The 16,641-nt window shown below is 70.7% G+C and carries 11 protein-coding genes; 4 read left to right on the forward strand and 7 right to left on the reverse strand.

The window, feature by feature from the left end; genetic code table 11:
- Positions 1–106: 106 nt before the first annotated feature.
- From JIG36_RS41240 to JIG36_RS41250, 3 genes are all read right to left on the reverse strand, one after another.
- Positions 107–1,531 (reverse strand): hypothetical protein, encoded by a 1,425-nt coding sequence (locus JIG36_RS41240; RefSeq protein WP_307873122.1) that lies wholly within the window; start codon positions 1,529–1,531, stop codon positions 107–109.
- Positions 1,524–2,867 (reverse strand): type III PLP-dependent enzyme, encoded by a 1,344-nt coding sequence (locus JIG36_RS41245; protein WP_203382078.1) that lies wholly within the window; start codon positions 2,865–2,867, stop codon positions 1,524–1,526. Before JIG36_RS41245 ends, JIG36_RS41240 begins: the two co-directional genes overlap by 8 nt.
- Positions 2,868–2,961: 94 nt before the next feature.
- Positions 2,962–5,679 (reverse strand): EAL domain-containing protein, encoded by a 2,718-nt coding sequence (locus JIG36_RS41250; RefSeq protein ID WP_203382080.1) that lies wholly within the window; start codon positions 5,677–5,679, stop codon positions 2,962–2,964.
- Between the two features lie 170 nt (positions 5,680–5,849).
- On the opposite strand from JIG36_RS41250, the gene JIG36_RS41255 reads away from it, so the two are divergent.
- Positions 5,850–9,029 (forward strand): GH92 family glycosyl hydrolase, encoded by a 3,180-nt coding sequence (locus JIG36_RS41255; protein ID WP_203382082.1) that lies wholly within the window; start codon positions 5,850–5,852, stop codon positions 9,027–9,029.
- Here the strand turns inward: JIG36_RS41255 and JIG36_RS41260 are convergent.
- Positions 9,016–10,797, reverse strand: coding sequence for a hypothetical protein (locus JIG36_RS41260; protein WP_203382084.1), 1,782 nt, complete (start codon positions 10,795–10,797; stop codon positions 9,016–9,018). The two genes, JIG36_RS41255 and JIG36_RS41260, sit on opposite strands and share 14 nt — an antisense overlap.
- A gap of 75 nt (positions 10,798–10,872) precedes the next feature.
- Between JIG36_RS41260 and JIG36_RS41265 the strand changes: the two genes are divergently transcribed.
- Entirely contained in the window at positions 10,873–11,517 is a 645-nt protein-coding gene (locus tag JIG36_RS41265) for a GNAT family N-acetyltransferase (protein WP_203382086.1), read from the forward strand.
- A 1-nt stretch (position 11,518) separates the two neighbouring features.
- Here the strand turns inward: JIG36_RS41265 and JIG36_RS41270 are convergent, their stop codons facing one another.
- Complete coding sequence (locus tag JIG36_RS41270) at positions 11,519–12,061, reverse strand: TDT family transporter (RefSeq protein WP_203382088.1); 543 nt, start codon at positions 12,059–12,061, stop codon at positions 11,519–11,521.
- A gap of 73 nt (positions 12,062–12,134) precedes the next feature.
- Between JIG36_RS41270 and JIG36_RS41275 the strand changes: the two genes are divergently transcribed.
- Positions 12,135–12,776 carry a TetR/AcrR family transcriptional regulator C-terminal domain-containing protein gene (locus tag JIG36_RS41275; RefSeq protein ID WP_203382090.1) on the forward strand — a complete coding sequence of 214 codons (642 nt, stop codon included), beginning with the start codon at positions 12,135–12,137 and terminating at the stop codon, positions 12,774–12,776.
- Between the two features lie 100 nt (positions 12,777–12,876).
- A complete protein-coding gene (locus JIG36_RS41280; protein ID WP_203382092.1) occupies positions 12,877–13,422 on the forward strand; it encodes a GNAT family N-acetyltransferase in 546 nt (181 codons plus the stop codon).
- A gap of 64 nt (positions 13,423–13,486) precedes the next feature.
- Here JIG36_RS41280 and JIG36_RS41285 read toward each other — a convergent pair whose 3' ends face one another.
- Positions 13,487–15,529, reverse strand: a complete 2,043-nt coding sequence (locus JIG36_RS41285; protein WP_203382094.1) for an NAD(+) synthase — start codon at positions 15,527–15,529, stop codon at positions 13,487–13,489.
- 545 nt (positions 15,530–16,074) lie between these two features.
- Positions 16,075–16,608 (reverse strand): hypothetical protein, encoded by a 534-nt coding sequence (locus JIG36_RS53680; protein WP_203382096.1) that lies wholly within the window; start codon positions 16,606–16,608, stop codon positions 16,075–16,077.
- Positions 16,609–16,641 lie beyond the last annotated feature (33 nt).

The following is a 16,641-nucleotide window of genomic DNA, read 5'->3' on the forward strand; positions in this document are numbered from 1 at the left end:
CGAGTCAGAAATGCACTCAACCATGCATACGGGCAGCTCGGCTGCATCGCGCCGACATCTGACAACCGGCGCGCCGTACCGGGGCGATTGGTTATCCACAGGGCCGTCAGGAGTGGGCCAGGCGGCGGAAGATGTGAGGCGCGGTGGTCAGGCCGGCCCACAAGGTCAGGGTGATCACGCCGAGGACGAGGGAGGCGGCGCTCGCGGCCAGGCCGATGGCGGAGGTTGCGACGAGCATGGGGAGGAGGCGTACGGAGATGGCACCGCCCAGCGCACGAACCGAGGCGCTGTAGGCCAGGTCCCGGGTGACCGACTCGGGTTTGGCCTGGGCGGCCACGCGGGCGTCCATGTCGCCCTCGAAGGCGGTCTGGCTCAGGCCGGCGGCGAACTGGGCCAGCAGCACCATGGCGGCGTAGGAGGGAGCCAGGATCCAGCCGGCCAGCATGCCGAGGCCCCAGAGCGACCAGCGCAGGACGGCGGGGAGCTTGAGGCGGCCGACGGCGGCGACGGCTCGGGTGGCGAGCAGGGTGCCGATGCAGAAGGCGATGGCGGCCGCGGCTACCCAGCGGTCGCCGTGGAGTTCGGCGGTGACCGGGACGGCCAGCAGCGTCGGGCCGGAGGCGAGCAGCATGATGCCGGCGCCGGCCAGGAGAAGGCGGGGCTGGGGGAGCCGCCAGTGCGCCGGGGCCGAACGGGGAGCGGCGGCGTGTCGCCAGCGCGTCCGGGCTTCGGGGGCGGTGGCGCTGGTGGGGGCGATCGACCACGAGGCAGCCACGCCGGTGGGCACGGTCAGGCCGCTGCCGGCCTTGTTCGCGGCTGGGCTGCTCGAGGCGGCTGCCGTGGGTGCTGGGTGTGACGGCTGGGTGTGGAGAACGGCGGTGGAGGTGGCGGGGGTGGGAGAGGAAGCGGGAGAGATCCGGGCTCGGCGGGCCACCAGGAACGTGGGCAGGAGGGAGCCCAAGTAGACGATGTAGACGGCGGTCAGCAACCAACCGGTGGGGTAACCGAGGGCGCCGGTGGGGAGAAGCGCGGCCAGGGCGGTTCCGGCAGCTTCGACGCCGGCGATGGCTACCGCATAGCGGGTCATTGAGCGCGGGGACGCGTCCACCGCGGACACCTCGGCGCGCATGCCGGCGAAACCGGCCCACGCGGCTACGTGCTGGAGCACCACCAGCGTGGCGATCAGCCAGGACGGCCAACCGGCGATCAGGCCGTGCAGGGTGCCGAAGCGCAGCACGACCTCGATGCCGGCGGCGCCGCGCAGCAACGCCCGGCCGTCGAAACGGCGGGCCAGCCAACCGGTTACGGGGGCCGACAGGACGACGCCGATGAGCATGGCGGCGTTGTAGAGGGCGGCCTCGGCCAGGCCGCCGCGGGTGGTGGCGATGAGGACGACGAACGTCCAGCCGAGGGCCATGCCGAACGAGTCGACGATTCCGGAGGAGAGGAGTTCGCGCAGGCGGCCTGCGCGACGCAGGCCGCCGGGGCCCACCCGGCGGCGGCCCCGGCGGAACGCGAGCGGATCAGTCACGGGCGCCGGTGAAGAGCGGGGTGGGCGGGTCGAAACCGTTGAAGTTCGAGGCGTAGGCCAGGGTGTAGCCGCCGGTGCTGCCCAGGTAGAGGACGTCGCCGGTGGTGAGGTCGGCGGGGAGCAGAACGCCGTACGCGATGGTGTCGGTGCTGTCGCAGGACGGGCCGGTGATCGTGTACGGGATGAGGTCGGCGGCCGCGTCGAATGAGCCGGACTTGCCCAGCGAGTCAGACGTGCTGGACGAGCCGGGCGCACTCGACGAGCCGGACTTACCCAACGAGCCAGACGCGCTGGACGAGCCGGACTTACCCACCGAGCCAGACGCGCTGGACGAACTGGATGCGCCTGACGAGCCGGGCGCGCTGGACGAGCCGGAGGCAGCGGGCGCGGTTGAGGGGGCGGCCTTGCGGGTCTGGATCGGGAAGTCCCAGCCGCCGGGGGTCTGCAGGACCTCCATCAGGCCGTTGTAGGCGCCTACCTCGATGTAGAGCCAGTTCTCGTCACCGCGGCGTTCGTGGCCGATCACCGTGGCGGCCAGCACTCCGGACTCGGCTACCAGGTGGCGGCCGGGCTCGGCGACGATCAAGGCGGGGCGGTACGGGAGGTCGTCCAGCGCCTCGTTGGTGTACTTGGCGATCTCCTCGATGGCGGGCACGTCCGTCGTGTAGCGGGCCGGGAAACCGCCGCCCAGGTCGAGCATCTCCAGTTCGATGTTGTCGTGGCGCAGGCGGTCCATGAGCTTGCCGGCGACGTCGACGGCCTCGGCCCACGCGTCGGGGCGCACACACTGCGATCCGACGTGGAAGGTGATTCCGTACGGGCGGAGGCCGAGCCGTTCGGCCAGCAGCAACAGGTCGTACGCGTCCTCGACGTCGGTGCCGAACTTGCGCGACAGCGGGAAGACGCTGGCCTGGTCGTCGACGCGCAGGCGCACGTAGACGGCCGCGCCGGGGGCGTGCTCGGCGATCTTGACCAGCTCGTTGGGGGAGTCGAAGCTGAACCGCCACAGGCCGGCCGCGTGGGCGGCGGCGATGTGGGCGGGCGGCTTGACCGGGTTGCTGTAGAGAACGTCGGCCGGGTCGACCCCGACCGCCTCGAGCATGCGCAGCTCACCGAGCGAGGCGATCTCGAAGCCGGCGCCCTCGGCGTGCAGGGTGCGCAGGATCTCGGGGGCCGGGTTGCACTTCATCGCGTAGTGGACCCGCACGTCCGGCATCGCCGCCCGGAACGCCGCGTGCCGGTCGGCCACCGTGCCCAGGTCGGTCACCAGGTAGGGCGTCGGCGTGCCGATCGCCTCGAGTGCGGCCGGGCTGAGGGTGGCGGGCCACGAGGTCATCCAGGTCTCCTTCGGGAAAGCGGGTCGAGCGGAAAGCGGGTCGAGCAGAGAAAGGGCGGAGCAGGCCGAGCGGTGAGCGGCACGATCGGGGAGATCAGGGAGCGGGCGCGGGAGCAGCCGCCGAGGCGCCCTCGAGGAACAGCCGCCCGGCCTCGCCGGCCGGCACGGGACGCGAGAAGTAGTAGCCCTGCGCGAAGTGGCACCCCATCTCGCGCAGCGCCGCCAACTGGCCGAACTCCTCGATGCCTTCGGCCACCGTGTCCATGCCGAGGCTCTTGCCGAGCTGGACGATGGTGTCGGCCAGCGCCGTGTCGTCGGTCAGGGCGCCGAGCCGTTCCACGAACGAGCGGTCGATCTTGAGGGTGTCGACCGGGAAGCGGCGCAGGTAGGCCAGGGACGAGTAGCCCGTGCCGAAGTCGTCGATGGCCAGGGTGACGCCGAGCGCCTTGAGGCGTACGAGCTGTTCGAGGTTGTCGTCGGTGTCGGTCATCAGCACGCTCTCGGTCATCTCGAGGCACAGCTGGTCGGCCGGCATGCCGGTCTCGGCCAGGATCCCCGCGACGACCTCGACCAGGTCGGCCCGGTCGAACTGGCGCACCGAGACGTTGACGGCCATCTTGACCGGGCGCCCGCCGCCGGCCCGGCTCCACGTGACGGCCTGGCGGCACGCCTCGCGCAGCACCCACCGGCCCAGCGGCACGATGAGCCCGGTGGCCTCGGCGATCGGGATGAACTCGGCCGGCGGGATCAGGCCGCGCGTGGGGTGCTCCCAGCGGGCCAGCGCCTCGAACCCGATGACCTCGCTGCTGGCCAGGTCGATGGTCGGCTGGTAGTGCAGGTGCAGCTGCTTGCGTTCCAGGGCCAGGCGCAGGTCGGCCTCGAGCTCGAGCCGTTCGACCAGGCCGGACAGCATCTCGGGGTCATAGCTGGTGTATCCGCTGCCGCCGGCCGACTTGGCCTTGTACATGGCCAGGTCGGCGTTGCGCATGAGCTGCTCGGCGCCGTCGGTCTCGCCGCCGTCGAGCAGCCCGGCCGCGGCCAGGCCGATGCTCGCCTGCACGTGGATGTTGCGGCTCTGGCTGGCGAACGGCTCCTCGAGCACGTCGATGATGCGCTGGGCGACCTGTTCGGCGTCGGTGCCGTCGGCCGGCGCCTGGATCAGCACGGCGAACTCGTCACCGCCGAACCGGGCGACCAGGTCGTCCTCCCGTACGGAGGCTCGCAAGCGGTCCGCCACCTGCACGAGCAGTTGGTCGCCGGCCAGGTGACCGAGGCTGTCGTTGACCTCCTTGAACCCGTCGAGGTCGAGGAAGAGCACGGTGACCTCGTCGTCGTCCGGCTTGCTGTGCAGCGCCTCGCTGACCCGCTCGCGGAACAGCGCGCGGTTGGCGAGCTGGGTGAGCGCGTCGTGGTAGGCCTCGTGGACGAGCTGGTCCTGCAGTTCCTTGCGCTCGCTGATGTCGCGGGTGTTGAGCACCAGCCCGGCGACGCTGGGGTCGCTCAGCAGGTTGGTGATGGTCATCTCGGCCTGCCGCAGCCGCTTGTCGCGGTGCCGCACGGTCAGTTCGAGCACCGTGGTGGCGTACGGGCGTCCCGCGACCTGCCGCAGCGCCTGGGCGAGACGGATGCCCGACTCGGGGTCGATCAGCTTGGTCAGGCGGCGGCCGGTGAGGCTGTGGGCCGGGTAGCCGAAGACGCGCTGCACCGACTCGCTCTGGTAGAGCACGTCGGCTTCGGGGCTGACCACGGTGACGACGTCGGAGCTGTGCTGCACCAGGGCGTGGAACCGCTGCTCGCTGGCGAACAGCTCGGCCGTGCGGGCGGCGACGCGGGCTTCCAGCGTACGGGTGAGGTTGCGGTTCTCGCGGAGGGTGAGCAGCTGCCGGCCCACGATGAGCAGGATCAGCGCCGAGCGGGTGTAGGCGACGAACAGGTTGGTGTGGCCGGTGGTGGCATACCAGATGACCGACGTGAACAGGGCCGCGAGCACCGCCACGTACGGGAGCAGGATGCCGATCGGCTGCCCGTTGTCCTCGTCGGTGGTGTCCTCGGTGCGCTTCACCGGCATCAGCGCGGCCAGCAGTATCAACGAGAAGCCGGTGAACCAGCCGATGTCGGTGACCCCGCCCGAGCGGTACGCGTCGAGCAGGTTCAGATAGGCGTACCCGATGTCGGAGATCGCGAAGGCCACGATGCCGGCGCCGACCATGGCCAGTTGGTTGAAGGTGCGGCCGCTGCGGCGCTGCTGGGCCAGCATGTAGAGCACCATGGTCACGATGACCACGTCGCCCAGCGGGTAGGCCAGGCTGACGTAGAGCTCCAGGCCGGCCCGGCCGTCCTCGAGCAGCGGCACGACCACGAAGATCCACGCCATCAGCACGAGCGAGGCGGCGATCATCAGGCCGTCCAGGACGCTGCGGATCCGGCCGGCCAGTGCCTGGGTGCGGCTCGGCAGCACGAGCAGGCCGATCGGGGTGAGCACGACCATGCCGAGATAGCCGAGGTCGGCCTTCGACGGCAGGGGCACGTCCTGGCCGGCGATGCTGTACCAGCAGGCCACGGCCTGGCCGAGTCCCCAGCTCAGCACGCCCAGGCCGATCAGGGTCCAGCCCCAGCGCATCCGGCCGGTGAAGCGGCGGGAGCGGTGCAGGCAAGCCACGGCGGCGGCGAGGGCGCCCAGGCAGAGGCCGAAGTTGGAGACGGGCACGGCCATGGCGGTGCCCGTGCTGAGGATGAACGCGAAGGCCACGACGACCGCGCCGATGACCCCGCACAAGCGGTACCAGTCGGCCGCACGGGTGCTGGTTGCCATCACGTCTCCCCAGATAGGCGGTCTAGCCGAAGATCGGGATCGGGGCGCCGGGGTTGAGAGGTTCGGCCGGGCAGTGCGTTGCGAATCGGGTGCAGAACTTATTGACGTATGTCACTGTCCGGTGACAACGTTGTCAAAGCTCGATCACGCCGGTCACGGGAGGTTCATCCATGCACTTGTTGCTCAGCGCGCTCCTGGTGCTTCCAGGGGCCGCGGCTATAGAGGCGGAAGCGCAACCCGTCGACCTCGTACGGCCGTTCGTCGGCACCCAGAACTTCGGCAACACGTTCCCCGGCGCCAGCGCGCCCTTCGGGATGGTGCAGGTCAGCCCCGACACCGGCGGGCAGGGCGGCTACGACTACCAGCAGTCGTCGATCTACGGCTTCAGCCAGACCCACCTCTCGGGCGTCGGCTGTGGCGTGGCCGGCGAGCTGCCGATGATGCCGACCACGGGCGCGATCACCAGCGTCGACCCGAACGCCTACAAGTCGGCCTACAGCCACGACGACGAGGAGGCCTCGCCCGGCTACTACCGCGTCGGCCTTTCCCGGTACGGGGTCGACGCCGAGCTCACCGCGACCGAGCGCACCGGCTGGCAGCGTTACACGTTCCCCTCCACCGGCGCGGCCAACGTGCTGTTCAACACCGGCAAGGCCAACCAGTCGGTGTTCGACTCCGAGATCCATGTCGTCGACGACCGGACGATCGAGGGCCGGGTCGAGGCCGGCAACTTCTGCGCCGGCAAGGACGATCACACGATCTTCTTCACCGCGTCGTTCGACCGGCCCTTTTCCGCGTACGGGACCTGGCGCGGCTCGACGGTCACGGCGGGCAGCCGGGACGCCGCCGGGTCGGGGTCGAACGGCGCGTACGTCACGTTCGACGCGACCTCCGACCGGGACGTCGTGGTGAAGGTCGGGCTCTCGTACACGGGCCTGGCCGGGGCGCGGGCCAACCTGGCCGCGGAGACTTCGGGTTTTGATTTTGCGGAAGTTCGCGACGCCTTGAGAGCGAAGTGGGTGTCGGCCCTGGGCAAGATCAAGATCGGGGGCGGTACGGAGGAGAGGCGCGCGGCGTTCTACACGGCGCTCTACCACTCGCTGCTGCACCCCAACCTGGCCGGTGACGTCGACGGCTCGTACGTGGGCTTCGACCGCGAGGTGCACAAGGCCGAGGGCTACACGCCGTATCAGAACTTCTCGTTGTGGGACACCTACCGCCCGCAGAACCAGTTGCTCGAACTGCTCACCCCCGACGTGGCCCGCGACGTCGCGCTCAGCGTGCTCGCGATCGGCCGCGACGGCGGATGGCTGCCGCGGTGGGCCCTGGCCAACAGCGAGACCAACATCATGACCGGCGACCCGGTGACCCCGTTCCTGGTCGAGGCGTGGTCCAAGGGGCTGCTGAAGGGGCACGAGACCGAGGCGTACGCGCTGCTGCGGGCCAACGCGACGAGCGAGCCCCCGGCCGGCTCGCCCTACAACGGCCGCACCGGCGTCAAGTACTACAGCGACCGCGGCTACATCCCGTCCGGGCTCAAGCTGGGCACCGACTGCGTGCACAAGGGCGGCGACAACGACTGCGTGCACCCGGCCTCGGCCACCCTCGAATACGCGGCGGCCGACGCCTCCCTGGCCCTGATGGCGGCCGGGCTGGGCAAGAAGGACGACGCGAAGCTCTTCGCGGGGCGCGGTCAGTGGTACCGCAACCTCTGGGATTCCTCGATCAAACAGTTCCGGCCGCGCACCACCGACGGCACGTGGCTGACCCCGTACGACCCGGTGGCGGCGGCCCAGCAGTTCCACGAGGGCGGCGCCTATCAGTACCAGTGGCTGGTTCCGCAGGACCCGGCGGGACTCGTGAGCCTCATGGGTGGGCGGGCCGCGACCCAGAAACGGCTGGACGACTTCTTCGCGTACGGGAAACTCTTGAATGACCCGGCCGGAACCGCGCGCAACGACTGGATCGCCAGCCCGTACGACTACTACGCCAAGGCCACCTACAACCCGAACAACGAGCCCGACCTGCTGGCGCCCTACATGTACCACTGGGCCGGCGCGCCCGCGAAGACCGCGACCGTCGTCCGGGCGGCGATGACCCTGTTCACCACCGGGCCCGACGGCATGACCGGCAACGACGACCTGGGCACGATGAGCGCCTGGTACGTCTTCTCGTCGCTCGGCCTCTATCCGACCATGAGCGGGGCGAACTTCCTGGCCGTGTCCTCGCCGCAGTTCCCCTCGGCGGTGGTGTCGCTCGGCTCGCGCTCGCTGACCGTCACCGCGCCCGGCGCGTCGGATCAGAACCGCTACATCCAGCGCGTACGGGTCAACGGCTCCTCGCTGACGAAGAACTGGGTGCCGTGGTCGGCGGTCGGCTCGGGCGGGACGATCGCGCACACGCTCGGCACGTCCCCGTCGTCGTGGGGCACCTCGACCGGCGCCGAGCCCCCGTCGGTCAACCAGGCGCCGGCGGACAACCGGACCCAACTGTCGGCGGCGGTCCGCCCGTCGTCGGCCGCGGTCCCGCCCGGCGGCAGCGCGACCCTCACGGTCGACATCGTGGGCCAGTCGCCGGGGGTGTTGACGCCACGCGTCACTGTCACGGCCCCGACCGGGTGGAAGGCGACCGTGCGGCAGCCGGGCCCGATCGTCTCGCGGCATCTGCCGACCTCGGCTACCGCAACCGTCACCGTCACGGCCCCCGCTGCCGCCTCCGTCGGCTCCTATCCGCTGCAGGTTGACGTGTCCGGCGTCAAGAAGACGGCTTCCCTGGTCGTCACGAATCCCTCGGCCTGCGCGTCGTCGTCGGCGGCCGGTCAGTGCGCGGTCACTCTCACCCCGACCCGCGACGGCACGGCCACCGTGGAGGCCTCGTCGCAGGGCGACTTCGACGGCGGGGGCTGGAGTTACGACGCCTCCCTGATGCCCGCGGCCGGCCCGGTGACGTGGGACGGGCTCACCTACGACGCGCCCGACCCGACCGGGACCGCGCCGAACTTCACCGCCGCCACCGGGCAGACCCTGCTGCTCCCGGCCGGCTCCCACACGTCGGCCAACCTCGTGCTGACCAGCCACAACGGGCCCGTCGGGGGATCCGTGACGATCGGTTACACGGACGGCACGTACGCCTCGGCGCCGGTGACGATCGCCGACTGGTGCGGGAGCGCGGCCGCCGGCACCACGGCCGTGCTGGCGATGCCCCACCGCATCAAGGCCGGTCAGGGCGTCGACGGGCCGCCGGTCTCGCTGTTCGGCGCCCGTTTCCCGCTGACCGCGGGCAAGCAGATCCGCTCGATCACCCTGCCCGACGACCCCCGGGTCTACGTCTACGCCGTCACCCTCGCCTAGACGCCCGGCGGAGGCCGGCGTAATGGCTGGCCTCCGCCGGGCTCAGACGCCGGTATTCGTCGTCGTGCCGTCCGTACATGACCTCCCACAGGAGCGTCGTGCTCGTCCCGGACCCGTCGGGGTGGACGCGCTCGTCCACCTCGTGGCCGTCGACGGTGACGGTCCGGCGCACCACCTGATAGGGATCCCGGCTGATGATCGTGTTCACGATGCCGAAGTACTGGTAGGGCGGTGGGTCGCCGGCCAGCAGCCTCCGGACGTGGGCGACGTCCTCGGCGGCGAAGGCGCGGACGTCGTCCCACCCCAGTCGAACGGCGTTGCCGGGCGGGGTCAGGGCCGCCTGCAACCTCATGCCGGGATGCTCGACGAGGAGTTCGAGCACGAGGGACCGGTTCGTGAACTCGGTGGTCGCCGGGTCGAGGGCGAGCGGCAGCAGCATCCGCATCACACGCTCGCCGGTGAACCGCAGCGGCCCGCCGTCGACGAGCGACCCCGGAACCATGTCGGCCCGGGTGCGGCCGGCTTCCGGGGTCAGCGCGAGCAGCGGGCCGTCCGGGCGGTCCATCGCCAGCACCGTTTCGCCGGTCCACGTCGCGGCCACCGCCGGGTCGCGCTGCCACTCGGCGATCATCCGAGGGGGGTCGTCGGCGGTCACCAGAACGTATCGCCCGTCTTTGTCCCGGTAGGCCTCGCTCACCTCGTCCACGTGGGTGTGCCGGAGCAGGGTGGCGATCCGGTGCAATCGCAGGGGCAGCGGCACCGGGGTGAGGGAGCGCAGCCACGTCTCGACCACCGGGCCGGCCCAGACGGCGGTCACCGGCAGGGGCTGGGCGGCGCGGACGCGGTCGAGAGCCGCCGTCGGCGTTCTGCCGGCGACGATCTCGGCCGACCGGTTCCGGACCATCAGGTTCCGCAGAAATTCCGCCGCCTGCTGGTACGGGTCGAGGCGCGGGTCGTCGCGGTCCATGTCACCGGCGGCCGACTCCAGGGAGATGGCTTCCCGGCCCACCGGCTCACCCCGTTCGGCCGGCAGCGTCAAACCCTCGAGCAGACGGCTCAGCCGCTCGGGTGGCTGCGGGGGAGCGGGCCGGGCGGCGAGGAACCAGCCGTCGCCGCGGTCGGGCAGGCGCGCGTGCCCCGCCCGGACCGCGTTCAACGTGATGTTGTGTTCGAAGGCCAGCGCGGCCCAGCCGTACGGGTGTGACTCCGGAAGCCCGGCGTCGATCGCCCGCAGCAGCCTGGCCTCGCTGCGCGGCCACTTCGACTCGTCGGGGACCGTCACCGTCTGCCCCGGCTGGGCCAGCGCGGCCCGGGCCGTCACCACGGTGTTGGAACCCTTCACCCAGATCGGCAGGTCCGTCTGCAGTGTCCGGCCGATCGGTCCCGCCAGCTGCCGGCTGCCCGAGGCGAGCCAGACCTTCCCGTCCCCGGCGGTCGTGAACCGGGCCGGGCGCACGTGGAGGTGCGGGCCGACGCTGGTCTCGTGGGCCAAGGAGTCGATCAGCACGGGGAAGGGGTTGAGCAGCACGACGTCGTCCCACGGTTCCGGGCCCAGAAGATCACGACCGAGTTCCCGTACGAACGATGTCTCGTCCACGGTGGATTCGTCGTCGCGCAGCCGTTCGAAGAACAGCACCCGCCCGCGGTCGGTCTCCCAGAGGATGACGTACGCGGTGACAACTCCGCTCTCGACCAGCTCGTGCCGCACTTCGCGCGGCCGCACCGCCTGCTTCGACCGGTTGACGAGCCACGGCTTCCACTCCGGCATATCGACCATCATGCCCACCGGTGTCAACGCGCTATTTCGGGTGCGCCGGGCGGCCGGCCTGGCTACCGTCCGGGCGTGGCCCACACCTATCCGCCGCTGAACGTCGAGGTCCGCACGCCGCGCCTGACGCTCGCCGGCGCCACCGACGACCTGCTGGAACGTCTCGTGCCGCTGGTGCGGGCCGGGATCGCCGACACCGAGCCGTGGCCGTTCGACGACCCGATCTCGTTCTACGCCGACAGCCCCGAACGCGAATGGCGCTGGCTGCGCGGCATCTGGACCGGCCGCGGCCGGGTGACCCCCGAGGCGTGGCGGCTGTATTTCGTGGTGCTGGCCGACGGCGAGCCGGTCGGCATGCAGGACCTGGTCGGCCGCCACTTCACCCGCTTCGGCACGGTGACCAGCTTCTCGTGGCTGGCCCCGGGCCGGCGCGGCCAGGGCCTGGGCAAGGAGATGCGGGCGGCGATCCTGCACCTGGCCTTTGCCGGCCTGGGGGCGCGCGAGGCCGGCAGCGACGCCTTCGTCGACAACGAGGCGTCCAACGGCATCTCGCGCCGGCTGGGCTACGAGCCGAACGGCCTCGACTGGGACACCCGCCGGGGCGAGCCGGCCCGCATCCAGCAGTGGCTGCTCACCCGCGAGGCGTGGGAGAAGGGCCGCCGCCACGACATCGAGCTGTCCGGCGTCGAGGCGTGCCGCCCCGTCCTGGGGCTGCCCTGACTCAGCGTCCTTTGCGGAGCAGTGCCCGCACCTCGCGTCCCAGGTCGAACGACGGGCCGCCGACCAGGTCCCAGGCCCGGTAGACGCCGATGACGAAGCAGGCCACCACCAGCATGGCGAGCGTGCTGACGAGGCCGCTCTCCTCGAGGTGGCCGCTCAGTCGCACGCCGACGGTTATCTGGTAGACGAAGACGACCGCCAGCCCGATCAGGAACACCGCCTCGTGGACGCGGCGTGACATGAGCACCCGCAGGCGGGCCAGCGAGAGCAGGGTCGCCAGCACGAACAGCAGCCCGGCGGCGGCGACCACGACGGCCGCCCAGGCCAGCCTTCCGCCCGGCACGAGCGCGAACAGCGAGACCGTCAGCGCGTTCATGAACGACATCAGGGCGGCCCCGGCCCGTACCCGATGGATCGGGGCCGCCTCCTGGTCGTCGGCGAAGCGCGGCTCGGCCACGGTGAGAACGACGAACAGCAGCCCGATCAGAGCGCCCGCCACACCCGCGCTCGCCACGAAGAAGTCCGTCAGATCCTCCGGCGTCACGAATCCTCCTTAACTAAGTTAAACAAGCGTTGCTTAACTTAGTTAAATCGTCAAGGGGCGGTAGATTCGGGGCGTGGCCAAGGGCGTGACCCGCGACGGGGTGGTGGCGGCGGCGCTGGCGGTGCTCGACGAACACGGCATCGAGGCGGTGACCGTCCGGGCGGTGGCGGCCCAGCTGGGCGTCCGGGCGCCCGCGCTCTATTACCACGTCCGCAGCAAGCAGGACCTGCTCGACGAGATGGGCACCGAGATCAACCGCCGCGTCGTGAGGGCGCTGACCGGCCGCCCCGCCAGCGGGTCCTGGCACGACGACCTCATCGCGTACGCCCGTGCCCTGCGCGCCGAATACCTGGCCCACCGCGACGGCGCCCGCACGTTCAGCGGCACCCTGATCACCGACGTCGACGTCCTGCGGGCCCAGGAGCCGTGGCTCCGCCGCTGGACCGCCGCCGGCGTCCCGGTCGCCGACGCCGCCGACGCGACCGATCTGGTCACCGCGTTCGTGGTCGGCTACGTGATCGAGGAGCAGGAGAGGGCCCAGTCCGACCCGGCGCGCTACGCACCCGAGGAACGGGACCAGCGCGTGGGCGGCGACGCCCCCCTGGTCGCCCGGACCGGCCACGCCCGTCAGACCGGAGAGGCCCGCTTCGAGCGACAGCTGGAGGTCCTCATCGCCGGCATAGCCGCCAAGCTGGGCCCGGGTCCCCGCCGCTGACCGGCGCAGCACCCGGATTGTCGGTTCCGGCGGGTCGCTGCGTCGCGGCCGGTCTCCTCACGCCGGTCATCCTGCGATCTCCAGTGGGTGAAGGTGCAAGATGGACGCCGTGGTGGATGCCAGTGTTTACGCGGCCTACGAACCGGAGCCGGCCGGGGAGCGTGGTCCGTCCGCGGCCTTCGCCGTCCGCGAGGCCGTTCCCGATGACATTCCGGGGTGCCTCGACCTGGTCGAGTCGGTGCTCAAGCTCGACCGGGAACCGTGGCGGAAGAAGCTGAGCGAGAGCACGATGCTGCACGTCGCCGAGGAGGCCGGGCGGATCGTCGGATATGCGCGGGCCACGTTCTGGACGCCGCCGGACGACGCGCCGGCGAACGCCGCGCCGTCCGGGTGGTATCTCATGGGGCTGGTCGTCGCGCCCGAGCAGCGCCGCCGGGGTGTCGGGCGGGCGCTGACCCGGGTGCGGCTCGAGGCCATCGCGGAACGGGCGTCCGAGGTCTGGTACTTCGCGAGCGCCCGGAACCAGTCGTCGATCGACCTGCACACCCGCCTCGGGTTCGTCGAGGTCACCCGTGACTTCTGGTTCCCGGGCCTGACGTTCGAGGGCGGCGTGGGGGTGCTCGCCCGATGCACGTTTGAGGCGTGACCACCGGGAACCTCCCGCTCGTGCGCCACGGCATCGAACCACGCCGAAGCTCGCCGGTGGTCGGTCAGGGTCGACGTGGCGTACGAAATTCTTCGAAGCGCTCCAGATCTCGCAGCCAGGCGTTCGCGTTGCCGTCGGACGGGGCGCGCCAGTCGCCGCGCGGGGAGAGTGAGCCGCCGGCCGAGACCTTGGGGCCGTTGGGCATCGCGGAGCGTTTGAACTGGGCGAACGCGAAGAAGCGGCGGCAGAACGTCTCGAGCCAGTGCCGGATGTCGGTCAGGTCGTACTCGACGCGCTTGGGGTCGGGGAAGTTCGGCGGCCAGGCGCCGGTGGCCGCGTCGCGCCAGGCGTGCCAGGCCATGAAGCCGATCTTGGACGGGCGCATGCCGTAGCGCAGGATGTGGAACAGGGCGAAATCGTGCAGCGCGTACGGCCCGATGGTGCTCTCGGTCGACTGAAGCTCGGCGCCGGGGACCAGTTCGGGGCTGATCTCGGTGTTGAGAACGTCGGTGAGCACGTCTCCCACCTCGGCGTCGAAGATCTTCTCGGAGACCACCCAGCGGATCAGGTGCTGCATGAGCGTCTTGGGGACGCCGCCGTTGACGTTGTAGTGGCTCATCTGATCGCCGACGCCGTACGTGCACCAGCCCAGCGCCAGCTCGGACAGGTCACCGGTGCCGAGCACGATGCCGCCGCGCTGGTTGGCCAGCCGGAACAGGTAGTCGGTGCGCAGGCCGGCCTGCACGTTCTCGAACGTGACGTCGTAGACCGGCTCGCCCGACGCGAACGGGTGCCCCATCTCGGACAGCATCAGCTTGGCGGTCGAGGTGATGTCGAGCTCGGCCGCGGTCACGCCGAGCGACTGCATCAGCCGGTGGGCGTTGCTCTTGGTGTTCGCGCTGGTGGCGAAGCCCGGCATGGTGAAACCGAGGATGTCGCTGCGCGGGCGGCCGGCCCGGTCCATGGCGCGGGCGGCCACGATCAGGGCGTGGGTCGAGTCGAGGCCGCCCGAGACCCCGATGACGACCTTCGGGTTGCCGATCGAGGCGAGACGCTGCTGCAGACCGGCGACCTGGATGTTGTACGCCTCGTAGCAGTCCAAGGCGAGCCGGTCGACGTCGGCCGGGACGAACGGGAAGCGCTCGATCCTCCGCTTCAACCCGAGGTCGCCGGTGGGGGCGTCGAGCCGGAACCGTACGTGCCGGAACTCGCTTGTGCGGCCCGCGTGGGTGCGCCGGTTGTCGTCGAACGAGCCCATCCGCAGCCGCTCCTGGCGCAGCAGGTCGAGGTCGACGTCGGCCACCGCCATCCGGTCGTCGAGCGGGAACCGGTCGGTCTCGGCCAGCAGCGACCCGTTCTCATAGATCATGGTCTGCCCGTCCCAGGACAGGTCGGTGGTCGACTCGCCCAGACCGGCGGCGGCATAGACGTACGCGGCCAGGCAGCGCGACGACGCCGACTTGCACAGCAGCCGCCGGTCTTCGGCGCGACCCACCGTGATCGGGCTGCCCGACAGGTTCACCAGCACGGTCGCCCCCGCGAGGGCGGCCTCGGCGCTGGGCGGGATCGGCACCCACATGTCTTCGCAGACCTCGGCGTGCACCACCAGCCCCGGCACGTCTTCGGCGGTGAACAGCAGATCGGTGCCGAACGGGATGTCACCGTCGTAGAAGCCGCCACGCTCGTCGTCGCCCGCCGCGATCTGCCGCTTCTCGTAGAACTCACGGTAGTTCGGCAGATAGGACTTGGGTGCGATCCCCAGGATCCGCCCACGGTGCACGACGACGGCACAGTTGTAGATCCGGTTGCGGTGCAGCAACGGCGCCCCCACGATCAGCACCGGCACCAGGTCGGCCGACCCCTCGACGACGGTTCGCAGCCCTGTCAGCACGTCGTCGAGCATCACGTCCTGCATGAGCAGGTCTTCGATCGAATAGCCGCACAGCCCGAGCTCGGGAAAGAGCGCGACGGCCACACCTTCCTCGTCACAGCGGCGGGCCTGCCGCAGAATGGCCTCGGCGTTGGCGGCGGGGTCCCCGACAACGGCGTGGTTGGTGCACGCGGCCACGCGCGCGAACCCGTGCTGATAGATCGACCGGAAGTTCACGTCCCCATCATTGCCAAACGCGCCGGGTGTGTCCTATCAACCCCCGGCTTTCGTACGCAACGTCTCCTCCGCCAACCGCAACCGGGGCCGAACCAGTGTGCCTGCGATCCGATCGGTGCTCACGGCCGTAGCGCACGACCGGGATGTTCCCGGTGGCCGGGCTCGGCACCGCACCCACGGTCTCCCACGCCCGAAAATCAGGACGTCCACCGCCCGCCCCTCGCGGCGGCACCCCGGCCGTTCGCGCGAAAGATCGATTTTGCGGGCTGTGGAACTATCGGCCAACAGCGATGCCGGGAAGCCTCGAGGATCCGCATGCCAAGTGTTTTCGCATCGGCGCGGACCCGTGATCTGTACGTCGGAGTGCGCACGAACCTCGTGTGTCCCATCGGTTCCATCGTTCCCGCGGCGCTCGCGGAAGAGCTCAGGTCACTGAAGCCGGCCGAGGCGGAGCGGAGGCGTGGCTGCGTGGTCATCCGCCAGTTCTCGCTTCTGCGGGCGCAGCTGAAGGCAGATCTTCAGCCTGAAGGCCGGGCGAACCGCCTCTATGACAGGGCCTTCAGCACGTCGGTCATGACGGTGGTGAGCTTGGATGAGTCGGCCGCGGTGCCGGGGTTCATGATGACGACGACGTACGCGTTGCCCGCGTGGGTCGCCAAGGTATACTCCGGCTCGTCGGACCAGGCGAAGCCGCCGCTGTCGCCGACGGCCGGCACGGTCACGAAACCGGCGCCGGACTCCGATGTTGTGCTCTGTTCGGCATCGGCCAGGGCCGTGGCCTGGGCCGGTCCTTTTTCGCCCTGGAACGCCCGCACGTGGACCGCGATGTCGGGCGGCCCCGGGTACTGGCAGACGACGTAGTCGATCCGTGCGCCCGGCACGATCCGCTCCAGCACCTCCTGCTCGTCCCGGTTGATCTGGATCACCTGGCGTTCGCCGGCCGCCGGGACCGCGGACAACTTCGGGCAGCCGGCCGACAGGACCGGCGATGCCGGGGCCGGCTTCTCGTCCGGAGTGCAGCCCGCAACCGCCATCACCAGGGCCGCCGCGGCCGCGACCCGTTGCCATGTCCTGTTCATCGAGGCCGAACGATAGCGGGCCTCGGCCCCGCG

This window comes from Paractinoplanes ovalisporus (assembly GCF_016834655.1).
GTDB lineage: Bacteria > Actinomycetota > Actinomycetes > Mycobacteriales > Micromonosporaceae > Actinoplanes > Actinoplanes ovalisporus.